The organism is Streptomyces sp. NPDC045431, from assembly GCF_040646655.1.
In the GTDB taxonomy this organism is placed as follows: Bacteria; Actinomycetota; Actinomycetes; order Streptomycetales; family Streptomycetaceae; genus Streptomyces.
Map to the genome: position 1 here is coordinate 131,342 of NZ_JBEZAQ010000001.1, position 15,984 is coordinate 147,325.

A 15,984-nucleotide genomic window follows, 5' to 3' on the forward strand; every position below is an offset into this window, starting at 1 on the left:
GCTGCCCCCCTTGCGGGGCCATGGCAGAATCGGACGGCCGGAGGGGGACGACGTCCGGACGGGAGGGAGTGCGCGATGGCCGCTAGCAGTTTCGAGGAACCGACTGCCCGGCTCGCCGCGTCGTCGCAGACGAACGTTGGCCTCAGTTGCCCCTCGTGCGGCTCCTCCCACGTCGCCCAGATGCTCGGTGACAACGGCGGAGTGTCCTATGTGTGCACGTCCTGCGGCCACAGCTGGAGCTGACTGATGGGTGCGCACAGGCGGAAATGCGACTGGTGCGGCAGCGGCACGCCGATCGTTCGCGACATGGACCCGGTCAACCCCGCGTACCAGTACTGGTGCGAGGAGTGCGCGCGGGCCCTGATCATAAAAGGCGACCCCATCGAGACCTACCGGGAACTCGAAGGGGAGCCCATCTACGGGCGCCTGCTCGACGAGCACTGCACCCTCAAGCGGTTCTACTCCTTCGCCACGGCCTGACCGGCCTGAACCGGCTGCACGGCCTGGACAGCCCGGACGTCTCGGCCTGGTTGGCCGGCCTGACGGCGACGGCCGAGGCCCAGGCGTACCGCGAAGGCCGCCAACAGCCCCAGCCCCACCAGGGTGTAGAGCCCGGACAGCAGCATCTGCCCGGCGTTCTGGTGCAGTTCGAGCCGTACGGGGGCGGGCTGGTGAGGCACCCACCACAGGGCGAAGGACGCGAAGACCAGCCCGACGGCGGCCGTCCACGCCGTACTCACGCGGGTCGCCAGCAGGATCAGCATCGGCACGCACCACACCCAGTGGTGCGACCAGGAGATCGGGCTCACCAGCAGCGCCGTCGTCGCGCACGCCACCACCGCCATCGGCCGGTCCCCGCGCAGCGCGGCCAGCACCGCCACAGCCAGACCGGCGACCCCCACCAGGACCGCGGCGGCCAGCCACCAGTGCCCGGGGTCGGTGGTGTGCAGCAGCCGGGCCAGCACCCCGCTCAGGGACTGGTTGGCCGTCTCCTCCTTACGCCCCACCCGGCTGGTCTCGAAGATCATCTCGGTCCAGAAGCGGCGCGAGTCGTACGGGAGGATCACGGCGGACGCCACGGTCACCACGGCGAACACCCCCGTCGCCGTCGCCGCCTGCCGCAGCCACGCGTTCCACGCCCAGCCGTGCGCACGCGCGCGTGCCACCCCCACCAGCAGCAGGAAGGCGACGAAGAGCCCCGGCGTCAGCTTGACGGCCGTGGCCAGGCCTATGCCCACACCGGCCCACCGGTTGTTCTCCCGCCGGGTCAGGTCCCACAGCACCGCCACCGCGATGAGCAGGTTGATCTGCCCGTACCGCAGCGTCGTCCACACCGGCTCGCACCACACCAGCACCGCGGCCGCCCACAGCGCCGTCTCCGGCCGGTCCCGGCCCACCAGGCGCAGCGACAGCCGCACCAGGGCCAGCAGCAGGAGCAGGTTCCCCGCGGTGGCGAGGGTGCGCATCTCCGGGACGCCGAGCAGCGTCAGCGGCGTGAACAGCAGCGCCGCGAAGGGCGGGTACGTCGTCGGCAGGTTCGCCGATGTGGCGCGCATCGCATAGAGGTCGCCGCCCGCGAGTACGGTCTCGCCCTCCGCCCGGTAGACCGACAGGTCCAGCATCGTGACGTTGGCGGCGCGCTGCGCCACCCAGAAGGCCACGAAGGACAGCAGGCAGGCCGCCACCGCGGCGGGGAGGGGCAGGCCCCGCAGACGGGCGCGCAAGTTCAGGGTCACGGTCACGAGGGGCGACGCTACCGGCCGGAGCCCTTCCGGCCGTAAACGGATTTGGTGAACCACCGGGGGGACCGTGTAATGTTCTCTGTGTCGCCGCGAGGGAAACCCGCAAGGGAAACGGAGCGAACGACACACCGCAAGGGGCTATAGCTCAGTTGGTAGAGCGCTTGCATGGCATGCAAGAGGTCAGGAGTTCAATTCTCCTTAGCTCCACAAGCACCAGAGGCGGGCCATCCGGATCGGATGGCCCGCTTCTCTGTCTCCGGTCAACCCCGCCCGCTGCCCAGGGCCTTGCGGGCGGCGCTCGGCAGCGCCGGACGGCCCTGACGGCCGACGCGGTCCTCCTCGGAGCGTTCCAGGCGCAGCGCCAGTTCGGGACAGCGGCGTACGGCCAGCTGCGCGCGCGTGCGCAGGTGCACGGGCACGGACGCGTCCGCGAGCACCGGGTAGCCGTCCCGGCCCATCCGGATCAGCTCCGGCACGATGTCCGCGCACAGCCCGTGCCCCTTGCACAGGGTCCAGTCCACGGCCAGCTTCTCGCCGCTCGGGATGGACTCCTCGGCCTCCTGGTAGCCCGGCTCCGGCAGCGGCAGCACGCCGATCGTCGGACGCCCGCAGCCGCCGTGCAGCACGTGCGCGGCGAGATCGTCCGTGAACGCCGACAGCGTCGAGCCGAAGAAGCGCGCCGACCCGTCGGGGTGCTTGCACACGCCCCGGCCCTTCACCGCCTGTGTCACCTCGCGCAGCGCCTCCAGAGCGGCCGGTCCGCCGCCGTTCAGCACGTCCGACAGGCCCCCCGCCGCGGCCGGCAGGCCCAGTCGGCACGGGCCGCACTGGCCGGCCGTCTCCGCCGCCAGCCAGTTCGCCACCCGCTGCGCCTCACCCAGCGGACACGTCTCCGGGCCGATCGGCAGGATCGCGCCCGCCCCGAGGGAGCCGCCCACGGCCGCCAGGGACTCGCGTGAGACGACGGCGTTGTGCACGGCCATCGCGTCGATCCAGTTGCCGTGGTAGCCGCCCGTGAGGACGCCCTGGGGCTGCGGAGGGGCACCGGCCAGCTCCAGGACGTACCGCAGCGGGACACCCGTCGGGACCTCCACCACCATGGGACGGGCGACCGCGCCGGAGATCGTCAGCATCACCGTGCCGGGCTCGCTCTCCAGACCGGTGTGGCCGTAGCGGCGGGCGCCGATCCGCCCCGCGACGGCCAGCTGCGCGAACGTCTCCGCGTTCGACAGCAGCGTCGGCGCGCCGCCCACCCCGGACTCGGCGGCCCGCTCGCGGCGGCCCGGCGGGATCGCCGGACCACCGCCCGCCGCGCGGATCACGGAGGACGCCTCGCCGGAGACCATCCGTTCCGGAGTACGCACCACCCGCGCGCGCAGCTGCTGTCCGCGCCGGTCGGACAGGCCGCGCTCCGCCAGTGCGGCCCGGATGGAGATCTCCGTGGAGTTGCGGGTCACGGCGACGATCAGGGTGCGCGCGCCGAGCGCCTCGGCGGCCAGCAGGGCGCCGTCCAGGATGAGGTGCGGGGCGCGGTTGAGCAGGACCGTGTCCTTGCGGCAGGCCGGTTCGCCCTCGCTGCCGTTCACCACCACGACGGGCCGCACCCCGCGCCGTATCGCCGCCTTGGCGACCGCGCGCAGCTTCTTGCCGAACGGGAAGCCCGCGCCGCCCCGTCCTCGCAGGGAGATCTCCTCGGCGAGCTGGGCCAGCCGCTCCCCGGGTATCGGTTCGAGCGGGCCGTGCACCTTGAGGTGCATCTGCAGGTCCAGCCGCTCGACCAGGTCGAAGCCCTGGGTCAGGTGCGGGAGGCCGACGACGCGGACTTCGGGGACGTCGGGGAGCGGGGCGTTCACGGGCGGTCTCCTGCGGGTGCGGACCACGGTTCACCGGCCGGCGGGTACTGGAACGGGCCGGGAGCGGGGTCGGTGGGGCTGTTGTACGAGGGGGAGGGGGAGGAGGGGTACGAGACGGAGGAGGGGGCGGGGGAGGGGTACGAGGGCGGGGTGGGGGACTGGGCGGGCGGCGGAGGCGACGGGGTGGGCCAGTACCCGGGGCGGGTCGCGGGCTCGTCGGGGACGACGGGCAGTTCCTCCGTCATGGGGATGCGCTCGGCCAGCGGGATCTCCTGGGTGGAGAAGCCGGGGACGAAATCCGGGATACCTGGGATACCCGGGACATCAGGGGCGGCGGCCGGGGCACCCGGGGCGCTCGCGTTGCCGCGGGAGACCGCGCGGTAACCGGCGGAGAGACCGGCCCCCGCGGCCGGCCGTTCCGCGGCGACCGGGTCGTAAAGGGGAGCCCGGGACGGCGGCGGGTCGAAGGCGGGCGACGGCTGCGCGCGGCGTCGCCCGCCGAAGGGCCGGTCGGAGAGGCGTTCCGAAGGCCGTACGGAGGGGCGTTCGGAGGGGGAGAAGGACGGGGAGGGCGAGGGGAACGGGGAGGGGGACGGAGAAGGAGACGGTTCGGGGGCGGGCGCCGCGCCGGGCAGCGGCGACACCGACAGGTCGCGCCGGGCGGGCTCCGCGTCCCGCTGCGCGGCGCCCGGTCCTATCAGCGCCAGCAGGCGGGCCGCCAGGCGGTCCTGCACGGGCCGGGGCAGCAGCCGTACGGACACGGCCGCGGCGACGCCCGCGAGCGCCAGGCAGTACATGGTGACCACCCAGGAAGCTGCCGGGCGGCCCGCGTACAGGCCGTGGATCAGCGCCGCGCACCAGGCCGGGTACGCCAGCATGTGCAGCGGCCGCCAGCGGGCCGCGATGCTGCCGCGTCCGGCGAGGGCGCTCCGGGCGGCGCCGGTGGACGCGGCGATCACCATCAGCAGGCCCGCCAGGGACCCGAAGCCGATGAGCCCGGCCGTGCCGGACAGCCCGAGCCCGAAGGGGATGAGGGCCCCGATGAGCTGCGTGTGGCCCAGGGAGACCTTGACGGTGGCGTGCAGGAGGAGGAAGCCGAGGGAGGCGACCGCGGTGCTCCGGTGGACGGCCTGCGCGAGCAGCCGGTGACGGGTGGACAGGAGCAACCGGTCGGTGGCGATCAGACCCCATGCGACGGAAGCGGTGAGCGACACCAGGGACAGCACGCCCGTGGTGAAGTCCAGCGCGGCGCGGAAGCTGTCGCTGCCGCCCACCGCGAGCAGGGGTATGAGCACCACGGCCGCCACGGACAACCCGCCCTGCACCGGCCGGCTCATGCCGCCCTTCAGTGTGGGCGGCGATGAGCGGATTTTGCGATGAGGGTTCATGGGGAGCGACTCCAGTGGTGCGGAAAAGAGGTCCCGGAGCCGCATGCTAGGTCGACGCATACCAACCAGTACGAGGTTTGGGCCTTTATGGCTCGGATCACCGGCAACTGACTCTGGGGTTGCCCTGGATAGGGTCGATACGCGGAGTAACCGGAGCGGCTCCCGTGGCCGGGCCGCGGCATTCACGACACGCGCGCGGCACCCGTACGGCACGATCCACGCGGCACGCGCGCGGCACCCGTACGGCAGCGCACGTGAGATCCGTGCGGCACGCGCACGGCCGCCAGGGTGCGGCACCCACGCGGCGCCCACCCGGCACGGGCGGGGCACGGTGCGGCACGCGCACGGCTCCGTACGCCACCGCACGTGACATCCGCGCGGCACGCGCCGGGCACGGGCCCACACGGCGGAACCTCGGTGCGGCCCGTCCGGGCCCTGCGGTACCCTGGCGCCATGCGTGCCGTACGCCTTCTGCTTAGCGAGCCGCGCTGATCAGTCCCGACGGTTGATGAATCCGGTCGGAATCGGCGCGGCGTCCCCTCCTGTGCGAGGGGATTTTTCATTTCGTGGCAGAGACGATCGATGGAGCTTTAAGGATCATGAGCGAGACGAATTCCGCCGCCGAGGCGGCGGCCCCGCATCGTTACACGGCGGCCATGGCCGCCGACATCGAGGCACGCTGGCAGGACTTCTGGGACGCCGAGGGCACGTACGAGGCGCCGAACCCGAGCGGGGACCTGGCCGGTGACCCGGCCGTCGTCGCCCGCCCCAAGAAGTTCATCATGGACATGTTCCCGTACCCCTCGGGCGCGGGCCTGCACGTCGGGCACCCCCTGGGCTACATCGCCACCGACGTCTACGCCCGCCACCAGCGCATGACCGGTCACAACGTCCTGCACACGCTGGGCTTCGACGCCTTCGGCCTGCCGGCCGAGCAGTACGCCGTCCAGACCGGCACCCACCCGCGTGTGTCGACCGAGGCGAACATCGAGAACATGAAGGTCCAGCTGCGCCGGCTGGGCCTGGGCCACGACAAGCGCCGGTCCTTCGCGACGATCGACCCGGACTACTACAAGTGGACCCAGTGGATCTTCCTGCAGATCTTCAACTCCTGGTACGACGAGGAGGCGAAGAAGGCCCGCCCGATCGCCGACCTGGTCGCCCAGTTCGAGAGCGGCGAGCGCGCCGTACCGGGCTCCGTCCCCGGCTCCACGCTCCCCCTGCGCCTGGCGGCGCGGGAGGTACCCCCATCGTGGAGCGAGCTGACCGCCGCCGAGCGCGCCGACGTCCTGAGCGGCTACCGGCTGGCGTACGCCTCCGACGCGCCGGTCAACTGGTGCCCCGGCCTGGGCACGGTCCTGGCCAATGAGGAGGTGACGGCCGACGGCCGCTCCGAGCGCGGCAACTATCCGGTCTTCAAGGCGAAGCTGCGCCAGTGGAACATGCGCATCACCGCCTACGCCGACCGGCTGCTGGACGACCTGGACGCCCTGGACTGGCCCGAGGCCATCAAGCTGCAGCAGCGCAACTGGATCGGCCGCTCCGAGGGCGCGCGCGTCGACTTCGCCGTCGGCGACGACGCCATCACCGTCTTCACCACCCGCCCGGACACCCTGTTCGGCGCCACCTACATGGTGCTGGCGCCCGAGCACGAGCTGGTCGGCAAGATCGTCCCGGAGGCCTGGCCGGCCGGCACCCACGCCCTGTGGACGGGCGGTCACGCGACCCCGGCCCTGGCCGTCGACGCCTACCGCAAGCAGGCCGCCGCCAAGTCCGACGTCGAGCGCCAGGCCGAGGCCAAGGAGAAGACCGGCGTCTTCACCGGCGCGTACGCCACCAACCCGGTCAGTGGCGAGCAGGTCCCCGTCTTCATCGCCGACTACGTCCTGATGGGCTACGGAACCGGCGCCATCATGGCCGTCCCGGCGCACGACAGCCGTGACTTCGCCTTCGCACGCGCCTTCGACCTGCCCATGCGCTGTGTCGTCCAGCCCTCCGACGAGCGCGGCACCGACCCGTCCACGTGGGACGACGCCTTCGACTCGTACGACGCGAAGATCGTCAACTCGTCGAACGACGACGTCTCGCTGGACGGCCTGGGCGTCGTCGAGGCCAAGGCCCGCATCACCGAGTGGCTGTCCGAGAAGGGCATCGGCGAGGGCACCGTCAACTTCCGGCTGCGCGACTGGCTGTTCAGCCGTCAGCGGTACTGGGGCGAGCCCTTCCCGATCGTCTACGACGAGGACGGCGTGGCGCACGCGCTGCCCGAGTCGATGCTGCCGCTGGAGCTGCCCGAGGTCGACGACTACTCGCCGCGCACCTTCGACCCGGACGACGCCGACACGCAGCCCGAGACGCCCCTGTCGCGCAACGAGGACTGGGTCAACGTCACCCTGGACCTGGGCGACGGCCCGAAGAAGTACCGCCGCGAGACCAACACCATGCCCAACTGGGCCGGTTCCTGCTGGTACGAGCTGCGCTACCTGGACCCGCACAACGACTCGGCGCTGGTCGACCCGGCGATCGAGCAGTACTGGATGGGCCCGCGCGAGGGACAGCCGCACGGCGGTGTCGACCTGTACGTGGGCGGCGCCGAGCACGCCGTACTGCACCTGCTGTACGCGCGGTTCTGGTCCAAGGTGCTGTACGACCTGGGCCACGTCTCGTCGGCCGAGCCCTTCCACAAGCTGTACAACCAGGGCATGATCCAGGCTTTCGTCTACCGGGACGCGCGCGGCATCGCCGTACCGGCCGCCGAGGTCGAGGAGCGGGACGGCGCCTTCTGGTACCAGGGCGAGAAGGTCAGCCGCGTCCTGGGCAAGATGGGCAAGTCCCTGAAGAACGCCGTCACTCCGGACGAGATCTGCGCCGAGTACGGCGCCGACACCCTGCGCCTGTACGAGATGGCCATGGGCCCGCTGGACGTCTCCCGCCCCTGGGACACGCGCGCGGTGGTGGGCCAGTACCGGCTGCTGCAGCGGCTGTGGCGCAACATCGTGGACGAGGCGACCGGCGAGGTCACCGTCGTCGACGCCGAGCCCGACGAGGACACGCTGCGCGCCCTGCACAAGGCCATCGACGGCGTGTCCCAGGACATGGCCGCGATGCGGTTCAACACGGCGATCGCCAAGGTCACCGAGCTGAACAACCACCTGACCAAGTCGGGCGCCCCGGTGTCGCGTTCCGTCGCCGAGCGGCTGGTGCTGCTGGTCGCCCCGCTGGCGCCGCACATCGCCGAGGAGCTGTGGCACCGGCTGGGCCACACCGACTCCGTGGTCCACCAGGACTTCCCGGTGGCCGACCCGGCGTACGTCGTGGACGAGACCGTCACCTGCGTCGTCCAGATCAAGGGCAAGGTCAAGGCGCGGCTGGAGGTCTCCCCGTCGATCACCGACGCCGAGCTGGAGGCGCTGGCCCTGGCCGACCCGGCGGTCGTCGCTGCGCTGGGCGGCGCGGACATCCGCAAGGTGATCGCGCGGGCGCCGAAGCTGGTGAACATCGTCCCGGCGTAGCGCGTTCCGGGCATAACGCCTGGGTGGTTTCCCTTACGGGCAGGTTGGGGGTTTCGATGGAACCCCCGACCTGCCTGTTCCGTTTACCGTGGAGGAACACGGGCGCGAGCGTCCGGCACCGAAACCGAGGGGACTTCATGGAAGCCGCGATCCTGATCCTGGCGCTGCTCTTCGTCGCCTTCGTCGCGCTGGGCGTGTACGTGTCCGTCAAGGTGGTCAAGGGCGTCAAGCGCGGCGTCGACCGCACGATCACCCAGGCGCGGCGCACCGTCGAGGACACCACCCTGCGCGCCAAGAGCTACGGGCAGGGCGGCGTCGTGGGCGAGCTGGCGCAGCTGCGGCTGAAGCTGCGCACCTCGATGCGTGCCACCCAGGAGGCGCTGGAGGCGACCGCGCGGGAGGACGCCTCGGTCAAGGAGTCGCTGGAGCTGTTCCGGCGGCTCAGCGCGCACGGGCACGAGCTGGACGAGGACCTGCGGCGCATGGAGCGGGACCCGGACCGGTCCAGGGTCGCGGAGCAGCTGCCGGGCCTGCGGGAGCGCACGCAGCGGATCACGGACTCGGCCGACTCCCTGCGGTGGGCGGCCCGGGACCGGGCGCGGAGGTTCGCCGACGACGAGCTGGAGACGCTGAGCGCCCAGATCGACATCGAGGCGGGCGCGCTGCGGCACTGGTCGGCGGAGCCCCCGGTGACGGCGGAGTCGTCGTCGGCGCAGACCGGGCGCGGTGCGGACCGCCGGGACGGCCGGGGCGCCGGTGACGGTGCGGACGGTGGCGACGACCTGACGTGGCCGGAGGCGCCCCCGGCGCAGGCGAACGGAGGCGCTGCGTCGGGCCAGGGCGAGCGGCCGGCGATCACGGCGCGCGACCCCCGGCAGCCGCACCCCTATTCATGGCAGAAGTCCACCCGACCCGAGACCACGAACTGACCCGAACCGAGCACGGCGGCGGGGGCGGACTGCCATGGGACGCCCGCCTGCGGGTAACCTCCCGCTCATGTCCCGCCATGTCGCTATCGTCACCGATTCCACGGCCTACCTGCCGCCGCAGACGATGGAGCGGCACGGCATCGCAGCGGTGCCGCTGACCGTCGTACTCGGCGACCAGGCCCTCGAGGAGGGCACCGAGATCTCGGCCCGCTCCCTCGCCCTCGCCCTGCAGAAGCGGCGCTCCGTGACCACCTCTCGGCCGAGCCCCGAGACGTTCGCGGCAGCGTACCGGGCGGCCGCCGAGCGAGGCGCCGACGGAATCGTCTCCCTGCACCTGTCGGCCGAGTTCTCGGGCACGTACGACGCGGCCGTCCTGGCCGCGAAGGACGCCCCGGTGCCGGTGCGGGTGGTCGACACCGGCATGGTCGCCATGGCGCTCGGCTTCTGCGCACTCGCGGCCGCCGAGGCGGCGGAGGCGGGCGGCACGCTGGACGACGCGGTCGCGGCCGCCGAGAAGCGGGCCGCCGGGACCTCCGCCTACTTCTACGTCGACACCCTCGACTACCTGCGCCGGGGCGGCCGCATCGGCGCGGCCCAGGCGCTGCTGGGCTCGGCGCTCGCCGTCAAGCCGCTGCTGGAGCTGGAGGGCGGCCGGATCGAGCTGCGCGAGAAGGTGCGCACGGCGTCGAAGGCCATCGCCAGGTTGGAGGAGATCGCCGCCGACCGGGCGGGCGCGAGCCGGGTGGACATCGCCGTTCACCATCTGGCGGCCCCGGAACGGGCCGCCGCACTGGCGGACCGGCTGCGCCGTCGGATCCCCGACCTCGCCGAGCTGCATGTCAGCGAGGTGGGCGCGGTGATCGGTGCGCACACCGGGCCGGGGCTGCTGGGCGTGGTCGTCTCGTCGTGGTGACGGCGTCGTGGTGATGGCGTCGTGCTGACGGCGTTGCGGTGACGGCGTTGCGGTGACGGCGAGCAGGCTCGGACGTCGCTCGTTCGGGTGAGCGGTTTTTCCACAACTCCTGGGTTATCCACCAATTTTGGGGCTGCTCGGCAGGTTCGGGCGTATGTGCGTACCGTGTTGCGCCATGACGAACCGAACACGCACAGTGACGAGTTTCGCGACGAGCGGGCCCGGGCGGATGCCGGGATCAGACGGACGGAGCCGTGCCCGCGCCCGCGCTCGTGTCCACGCCCGCGCCCGCGGCCGGGTACGGCGACAGGCCCACGACGGGCATGCGGCCACGGCACCCCGCCGACGTGCGGAGGCGCTCTTCGACGGTACGGGGGCCTTCGAGGCCTTCGACGGTACGGCGGCGTACGCGATGCCGCCGCCTCCGGGTGCGGCCCCCGCCGCGGCCGGACCGGCCGCACCGGAGACGGGGACGGAGACGGGGACGGCGTCGGCGGAACCGCGAGGAGCCCGCGAGCGGTGGTGGCCCGCGCTGCGCGACCGCTTACCGCTGTGGCTGCAGCTGCGGTGCGGGGTCGAGCCCAGGGCGCTCGCCGCGCTCGCGGTGGTACTGGTCGTGGCGGCCCTCGTGGCCGGACGGTACTTCTGGGCCGGGCGGCCGGAGGCCGTGCACGCTCCCGAAGTCGTCGGGGCGGCGGAGCCGGCGGCCGCCCCGACGCCTGGAACGGCCGGCCCGCCGGTGCCGACCGCCTCGCCCCCGGCCGTGGTCGTCGACGTGAGCGGCAAGGTGCGGCGGCCCGGCGTACTGCGGCTGCCCGCCGGGTCGCGGGTCGCCGACGCGCTGCACGCGGCGGGCGGTGTCCGGCCGGGCACGGACGTCTCCGGCCTCAACCGGGCGCGCGTGCTGATGGACGGCGAGCAGGTGCTCGTGGGCGTCACCCCCGCGCCGGCCGGGCCGGTCTCCGGTTCAGGCCCGGGCGGTGCGTCCGGTCAAGCGGGTGCGGCGGGTGCGGGGCCCGTGAGCCTCAACACCGCCACCGTCGAACAGCTGGACGCGCTGCCCGGCGTCGGGCCCGTACTGGCCCAGCACATCGTCGACTACCGCACCCGGCACGGGGGCTTCCGGTCGGTCGATGAGCTCCGCGAGGTCAACGGGATCGGCGACCGCCGGTTCTCGGACCTCCAGCCCCTGGTACGGCCATGACCCCCGGGACCGCCCCGGCCCGTGCACCGGTCCACGCCGCGTCCGGCCACCCGCTCGGTGCCGCCGACCCGCGCCAGGAAGGGCCTGCCGACCTGCGGCTCGTGCCTCCGGCCCTGGCCGCGTGGGGGGCGGCGGCCCTCGCGGTCGGCGCGCCGGGATGGTGGACCGTCGCGGGAGTGGCCGTCGGCGTCGCGGCGGCGCTCGGGCTGCTCGCCCGCGTGACGGTACGGCGGCGGCGGCGCGCGCGCTCGTCGCCCGGTGGGCGGTGGCGTGCGAACGTCACCGCGTGCGCCGCCGTCCTGCTGTGCGGCGCCGCGGGCGCGGCATCGGCCGGACTTCACGGGGCCGATCTGCGGCGGGGGCCACTGCCGGGGCTGGCGCGGGAGTACGCGCGCGTCACCCTCGACGTCACGGTCACCTCCGACCCGCGCCCGGTGCGGCGGGACGGCGGCCCGGCCGGGACAGGCTCGGTCGTCCTCGACGGCGAGGCGACACGCGTCGCGGTGACCCGCGGCGGCGCCACCAGGATCCGCACCCCCGTGCTGCTGATCGCGCCCGTCGAAGCCGGGTGGCAGCGGCTGCTGCCCTCCACCGGGGTGCGCGTGGCCGCGCGGCTGGCCCCGCCGCAGCGCACGGCGGACCGGTTCGCGGCCGTCGTACGCGTCGGCACCGGGCCACCGCGCGTGACCGGGCCGCCGAACGCGCTCCAGCGCACCGCCGGAAAGCTGCGCGCGGGCCTGCGCACGGCGACGGACGGGCTGGCGCCCGACGCCCGCGCGCTGCTGCCCGGGCTGGTCGTCGGCGACACCTCCCGCATCCCGCCCGAGCTGTACGACGCCTTCCGGGCGACCGACCTCACGCACCTGCTCGCCGTGTCCGGCAGCAACCTCAGCGTCGCGCTGCTGCTGCTCATCGGCAGGCCGGGCTCGGCGCTGCGGGCGGAGCGCGGCGGGCTGGCACCCCGGCTGGGGCTCGGGCTGCGGGCGACCGCGCTCATCGGCGGGGCGCTCACGCTCGCCTTCGTCGTGGTGTGCCGGCCCGACCCGAGCGTGCTGCGCGCCGCCGCCTGCGGACTGATCACGCTGCTCGCCATCGGGACCGGGCGCCGCAGATCCCTCATCCCCGCGCTGGCCGCCGCGGTGCTGCTGCTGGTGCTGTACGACCCGTGGCTGGCGCGCAGTTACGGCTTCCTGCTGTCCGTGCTGGCGACCGGGTCCCTGCTCACCCTCGCCCCGCGCTGGAGCACCGCGCTGCGGCGGCGCCGGGTGCCGCCCCGCATCGCGGAGGCGCTGGCCGCGACCGCGGCGGCCCAGGCCGTGTGCGCGCCCGTGGTGGTGGTCTTCGCGGCCCGGGTCAGCCTGGTGGCGATCCCCTGCAACCTGCTCGCCGAGCTCGCGGTGGCCCCGGCGACCGTCCTCGGCTTCGCCGCGCTCGCCGCGGCACCCGTGGCGATGCCGGCGGCCCGGCTGCTCGCCGAGTGCGCGGGGTGGCCGGCCGGGTGGATCGCCTCCGTCGCCCGCGCCGGGGCCGCGCTGCCCGGGGCGGAGGCCGGCTGGCCGGGCGGCTGGCGGGGTGGTCTGCTGCTCGCCGCCGCCACCGGTGCGGCCCTGCTGCTGGCCCGGCGGATGCCGTACCGCTCGCTCGTGGCCGCCGCCTGCGCGGCGCTGCTGCTGGTCGCGGTGGTGCGGCCGCCCCCGCTGGCCCGGCTCGTCACCGGATGGCCGCCGCCGGGATGGCTCTATGCGATGTGCGACGTCGGGCAAGGCGATGCGATGGTGCTCGCGGCCGGTCCGGGCGCGGGCGTGGTGGTGGACGCGGGGCCCGACCCGCGGCCCGTGGACCGGTGCCTGCGCGACCTCGCTGTGAGCCGCGTACCGCTCGTGGTGCTCACCCACTTCCACGCCGACCATGTCGCCGGACTGCCCGGGGTGCTGCGGGGGCGCGAGGTCGGTGCCGTCCAGACGACGAGCCTCCGGGAACCGGCGGGCCAGGCCGCGTTCGTCTACCGGACGGCCCGCGCCGCCGGGGTGCCCGTCATACCCGCGGCACCGGGGGAGCGGCGCCGGACCGGCGCCCTGGAATGGCGCGTGCTGTGGCCGGGAGCCCGGCCCGGCCCGGACCCCGAGGGGCCGAACGACGCCAGCGTCACGCTGCTCGTCCGCGCCGGGACAGGAGGTTCCCGGGTGACGCTTCTTCTCCTCGGCGACCTCGAACCGCCCGCGCAGCGGGGCCTTTTGCGGGCCCACCCCGACCTGCCGCCGGTCGACGTGCTCAAGGTGGCCCACCATGGCTCGTCCCATCAGGACCCAGGTCTGATGGACCGCGTCCGGCCCCGGCTCGCCTTGGTGTCGGCAGGCCGTGACAACGACTACGGCCATCCGTCACCGCGTACGGTCGCCGCCCTGCGCGACGGGGGAGCGGTGGTGCTGCGCACCGACCGGGACGGCCCGATCGCGGTCACCGGCACCGGGCGGGACCTGCGGGCCACGGCCCGGAACCGGCATTGAACAATGGTCCTGTGAACGATGTGAGACATGTGCTGGTGCTGCCCGACCGGGATGCCGCGGAGGAGGTGGCCGAGGCCCTCGGCGACCGGTTCGGGCTCGACGAGGAGCCGCAGTTGGTACGGGACGCGCTGGCCGGCGAGGACGACGCCGAGGACGCGCAGTGGCTGGTGGTCGTCGAGGACCCGGAGGCCCGGCTCGCTGCGGCCGAGCTGGACGAGTTCGCGGCCGAGTGGGACGGCTGGCGCGAGGAGCCGTAGACAGAGCTGTTGAGGGGGCCGGAGACGGGGCCGGAGACGGAGCTGCAGAGGAAGCCGTAGGCGCGGCCGCGGGAGGGGCCGGGCGGGGACGGGTTGTCGGTGGCGCGTGCGATCCTGGTTCGCGATGGCCACCAGAAAGAACGCGACCGACGACCCCCTCGCCCCCGTCACCCTGGCCGTGGGCCAGGAGGAACTGCTCCTGGACCGCGCGGTGCAGCAGGTGGTGGCGGCCGCCCGCGCCGCCGACGCCGACACGGACGTCCGCGACCTCACCGCCGACCAGCTCCAGCCGGGCATGCTCGCCGAGCTGACGAGCCCGTCGCTCTTCGCCGAGCGCAAGGTGTTGATCGTGCGGAACGCGCACGACCTCTCCGCCGACTCCGTCAAGGACGTCAAGACCTACCTCGGGGCGCCCGTCGAGGAGGACATCACCCTCGTTCTGGTCCACGCCGGCGGCGCCAAGGGCAAGGGCCTGCTCGACGCGGCACGCAAGGCAGGGGCACGCGAGGTCGCCTGCCCGAAGACCACCAAGCCCGCGGAGCGTCTGACGTTCGTGCGCGGCGAGTTCCGCGCCCTGGGCAGGTCGGCGACGCCCGAGGCGTGCCAGGCGCTCGTCGACGCGATCGGCAGCGACCTGCGGGAGCTCGCCTCCGCGGTGTCGCAGCTCACCGCGGACGTCGAGGGCACGATCGACGAGGCGGTCGTCGGCCGGTACTACACCGGCCGTGCGGAGGCCTCCAGCTTCAACGTCGCCGACCGGGCGGTGGAGGGCCGGGCGGCCGAGGCCCTGGAGGCCCTGCGGTGGTCCCTCGCGACGGGCGTCGCGCCCGTGCTGATCACCAGCGCCCTGGCGCAGGGCGTGCGCGCCATCGGCAAGCTGTCCTCGGCGCGGGGCGGCCGCCCCGCCGACCTCGCCCGCGAGCTCGGCATGCCGCCCTGGAAGATCGACCGCGTGCGGCAGCAGATGCGCGGCTGGACGCCGGACGGTGTGGCCGTGGCGCTCCGAGCGATCGCGGAGGCGGACGCCGGGGTCAAGGGCGGCGGGGACGACCCGGAGTACGCCCTGGAGAAAGCGGTCGTCGCCATCGCCCGCGCGGCCCGCTCCCGCCGCGGCTGACGCCGCCTCCCCCGGCTGTCGGCAGCCGTAGCGGTCAGCCGCTGCGCCGGGTACGGGCCAGGGCCAGCGCACCGAGGGCCGTGCCGATCAAGCCCACCAGCATGGCCACGTAGGCCCCGCCCAGCCCGTTGCCGGTGCCGAGGCCGCCGTCGGACGTGGCCGCGACCAGCCCACCGAGGGCCATGCCGATCAGCCCCGCCACCATGGCCATCACGGCCCCGACCGGTCCGCCGGCAATGCCGAGACGCCCGGCGGGGCGGGCCAGGGCCAGCCAGGCGATGACCAGGCCGGCCAGCCCCAGCAGGGCTCCCGTGGCGGCTCCGAGTCGCCCGAGGCTGAAGTCGTGGACATCGGCGGCCACCACCGACTGGGCCGAGGAATGCGCGGCCGCCGGTGTCGTGAGCACGGTGCCCATGAGCACGGTGGCCGCGAGCGGGGGAAGCGGGGTGGCGGTAAGCAAGCGGCGAACGGACATCGAGGTGCTCCTTCTCTTCCTACGACCGGTGTCGCCCGAGCATCCCCGCCCGCCCCGTCCCCGGTCGTCCGCCCCGCGCAGGCAATT

General features: G+C 74.0%; 12 protein-coding genes and 1 tRNA gene. 9 read left to right on the forward strand and 4 right to left on the reverse strand.

Translation table 11 applies throughout. The features are described 5' to 3' along the window. Positions 1-246: 246 nt before the first annotated feature. Positions 247-480: a hypothetical protein gene (locus tag AB0A69_RS00510; RefSeq protein WP_010468484.1), complete on the forward strand. Its 234-nt coding sequence runs from the start codon at positions 247-249 to the stop codon at positions 478-480. Here the strand turns inward: AB0A69_RS00510 and AB0A69_RS00515 are convergent. Next, positions 459-1,742, reverse strand: a complete 1,284-nt coding sequence (locus AB0A69_RS00515) for a glycosyltransferase 87 family protein (protein WP_361413591.1) — start codon at positions 1,740-1,742, stop codon at positions 459-461. The genes AB0A69_RS00510 and AB0A69_RS00515 overlap by 22 nt on opposite strands. 134 nt (positions 1,743-1,876) lie before the next feature. Here AB0A69_RS00515 and AB0A69_RS00520 point away from each other — a divergent pair. Next, positions 1,877-1,949: transfer RNA gene (locus AB0A69_RS00520), tRNA-Ala, on the forward strand. 53 nt (positions 1,950-2,002) lie between these two features. On the opposite strand, the gene AB0A69_RS00525 is transcribed toward AB0A69_RS00520, so the two are convergent. After that, positions 2,003-3,595 (reverse strand): NADH-ubiquinone oxidoreductase-F iron-sulfur binding region domain-containing protein, encoded by a 1,593-nt coding sequence (locus tag AB0A69_RS00525; protein WP_361413593.1) that lies wholly within the window; start codon positions 3,593-3,595, stop codon positions 2,003-2,005. Then, positions 3,592-4,932 (reverse strand): hypothetical protein, encoded by a 1,341-nt coding sequence (locus AB0A69_RS00530; protein WP_361413597.1) that lies wholly within the window; start codon positions 4,930-4,932, stop codon positions 3,592-3,594. The genes AB0A69_RS00525 and AB0A69_RS00530 overlap by 4 nt, the downstream gene beginning before the upstream one ends. A 650-nt stretch (positions 4,933-5,582) precedes the next feature. Between AB0A69_RS00530 and leuS the strand changes: the two genes are divergently transcribed. From leuS to holA, 7 genes are all read left to right on the forward strand, one after another. Then, entirely contained in the window at positions 5,583-8,495 is a 2,913-nt protein-coding gene (gene leuS / locus AB0A69_RS00535) for a leucine--tRNA ligase (protein ID WP_361413600.1), read from the forward strand. A 137-nt stretch (positions 8,496-8,632) separates the two neighbouring features. Further along, the gene (locus AB0A69_RS00540; RefSeq protein WP_361413603.1) at positions 8,633-9,424 is read left to right on the forward strand and encodes a hypothetical protein; all 792 of its coding nucleotides are present in this window, start codon (positions 8,633-8,635) and stop codon (positions 9,422-9,424) included. Between the two features lie 67 nt (positions 9,425-9,491). Further along, positions 9,492-10,337 carry a DegV family protein gene (locus AB0A69_RS00545; protein WP_361413606.1) on the forward strand — a complete coding sequence of 282 codons (846 nt, stop codon included), beginning with the start codon at positions 9,492-9,494 and terminating at the stop codon, positions 10,335-10,337. A 175-nt stretch (positions 10,338-10,512) separates the two neighbouring features. Next, the gene (locus tag AB0A69_RS00550; protein ID WP_361413609.1) at positions 10,513-11,541 is read left to right on the forward strand and encodes a ComEA family DNA-binding protein; all 1,029 of its coding nucleotides are present in this window, start codon (positions 10,513-10,515) and stop codon (positions 11,539-11,541) included. Next, positions 11,538-14,048 carry a ComEC/Rec2 family competence protein gene (locus AB0A69_RS00555; RefSeq protein ID WP_361413611.1) on the forward strand — a complete coding sequence of 837 codons (2,511 nt, stop codon included), beginning with the start codon at positions 11,538-11,540 and terminating at the stop codon, positions 14,046-14,048. Before AB0A69_RS00550 ends, AB0A69_RS00555 begins: the two co-directional genes overlap by 4 nt. Before the next feature lie 11 nt (positions 14,049-14,059). After that, positions 14,060-14,305 (forward strand): hypothetical protein, encoded by a 246-nt coding sequence (locus AB0A69_RS00560; RefSeq protein ID WP_361413614.1) that lies wholly within the window; start codon positions 14,060-14,062, stop codon positions 14,303-14,305. A gap of 124 nt (positions 14,306-14,429) precedes the next feature. Further along, a complete protein-coding gene (gene holA / locus AB0A69_RS00565; protein WP_361413618.1) occupies positions 14,430-15,422 on the forward strand; it encodes a DNA polymerase III subunit delta in 993 nt (330 codons plus the stop codon). A gap of 34 nt (positions 15,423-15,456) precedes the next feature. On the opposite strand, the gene AB0A69_RS00570 is transcribed toward holA, so the two are convergent. Then, entirely contained in the window at positions 15,457-15,897 is a 441-nt protein-coding gene (locus AB0A69_RS00570) for a DUF6223 family protein (RefSeq protein ID WP_361413620.1), read from the reverse strand. Positions 15,898-15,984 lie beyond the last annotated feature (87 nt).

What these genes read in the sequence shown, in the direction of transcription:
- AB0A69_RS00510 (WP_010468484.1), top strand. Translation starts at nt 247, where the DNA reads ATGGGTGCGCACAGGCGGAAATGCGACTGGTGCGGCAGCGGCACGCCG.
- AB0A69_RS00530 (WP_361413597.1), bottom strand. Translation starts at nt 4,932, where the DNA reads ATGAGCCGGCCGGTGCAGGGCGGGTTGTCCGTGGCGGCCGTGGTGCTC.
- leuS (WP_361413600.1), top strand. Translation starts at nt 5,583, where the DNA reads ATGAGCGAGACGAATTCCGCCGCCGAGGCGGCGGCCCCGCATCGTTAC.
- AB0A69_RS00540 (WP_361413603.1), top strand. Translation starts at nt 8,633, where the DNA reads ATGGAAGCCGCGATCCTGATCCTGGCGCTGCTCTTCGTCGCCTTCGTC.
- AB0A69_RS00545 (WP_361413606.1), top strand. Translation starts at nt 9,492, where the DNA reads ATGTCCCGCCATGTCGCTATCGTCACCGATTCCACGGCCTACCTGCCG.
- AB0A69_RS00550 (WP_361413609.1), top strand. Translation starts at nt 10,513, where the DNA reads ATGACGAACCGAACACGCACAGTGACGAGTTTCGCGACGAGCGGGCCC.
- AB0A69_RS00555 (WP_361413611.1), top strand. Translation starts at nt 11,538, where the DNA reads ATGACCCCCGGGACCGCCCCGGCCCGTGCACCGGTCCACGCCGCGTCC.
- holA (WP_361413618.1), top strand. Translation starts at nt 14,430, where the DNA reads ATGGCCACCAGAAAGAACGCGACCGACGACCCCCTCGCCCCCGTCACC.
- AB0A69_RS00570 (WP_361413620.1), bottom strand. Translation starts at nt 15,897, where the DNA reads ATGTCCGTTCGCCGCTTGCTTACCGCCACCCCGCTTCCCCCGCTCGCG.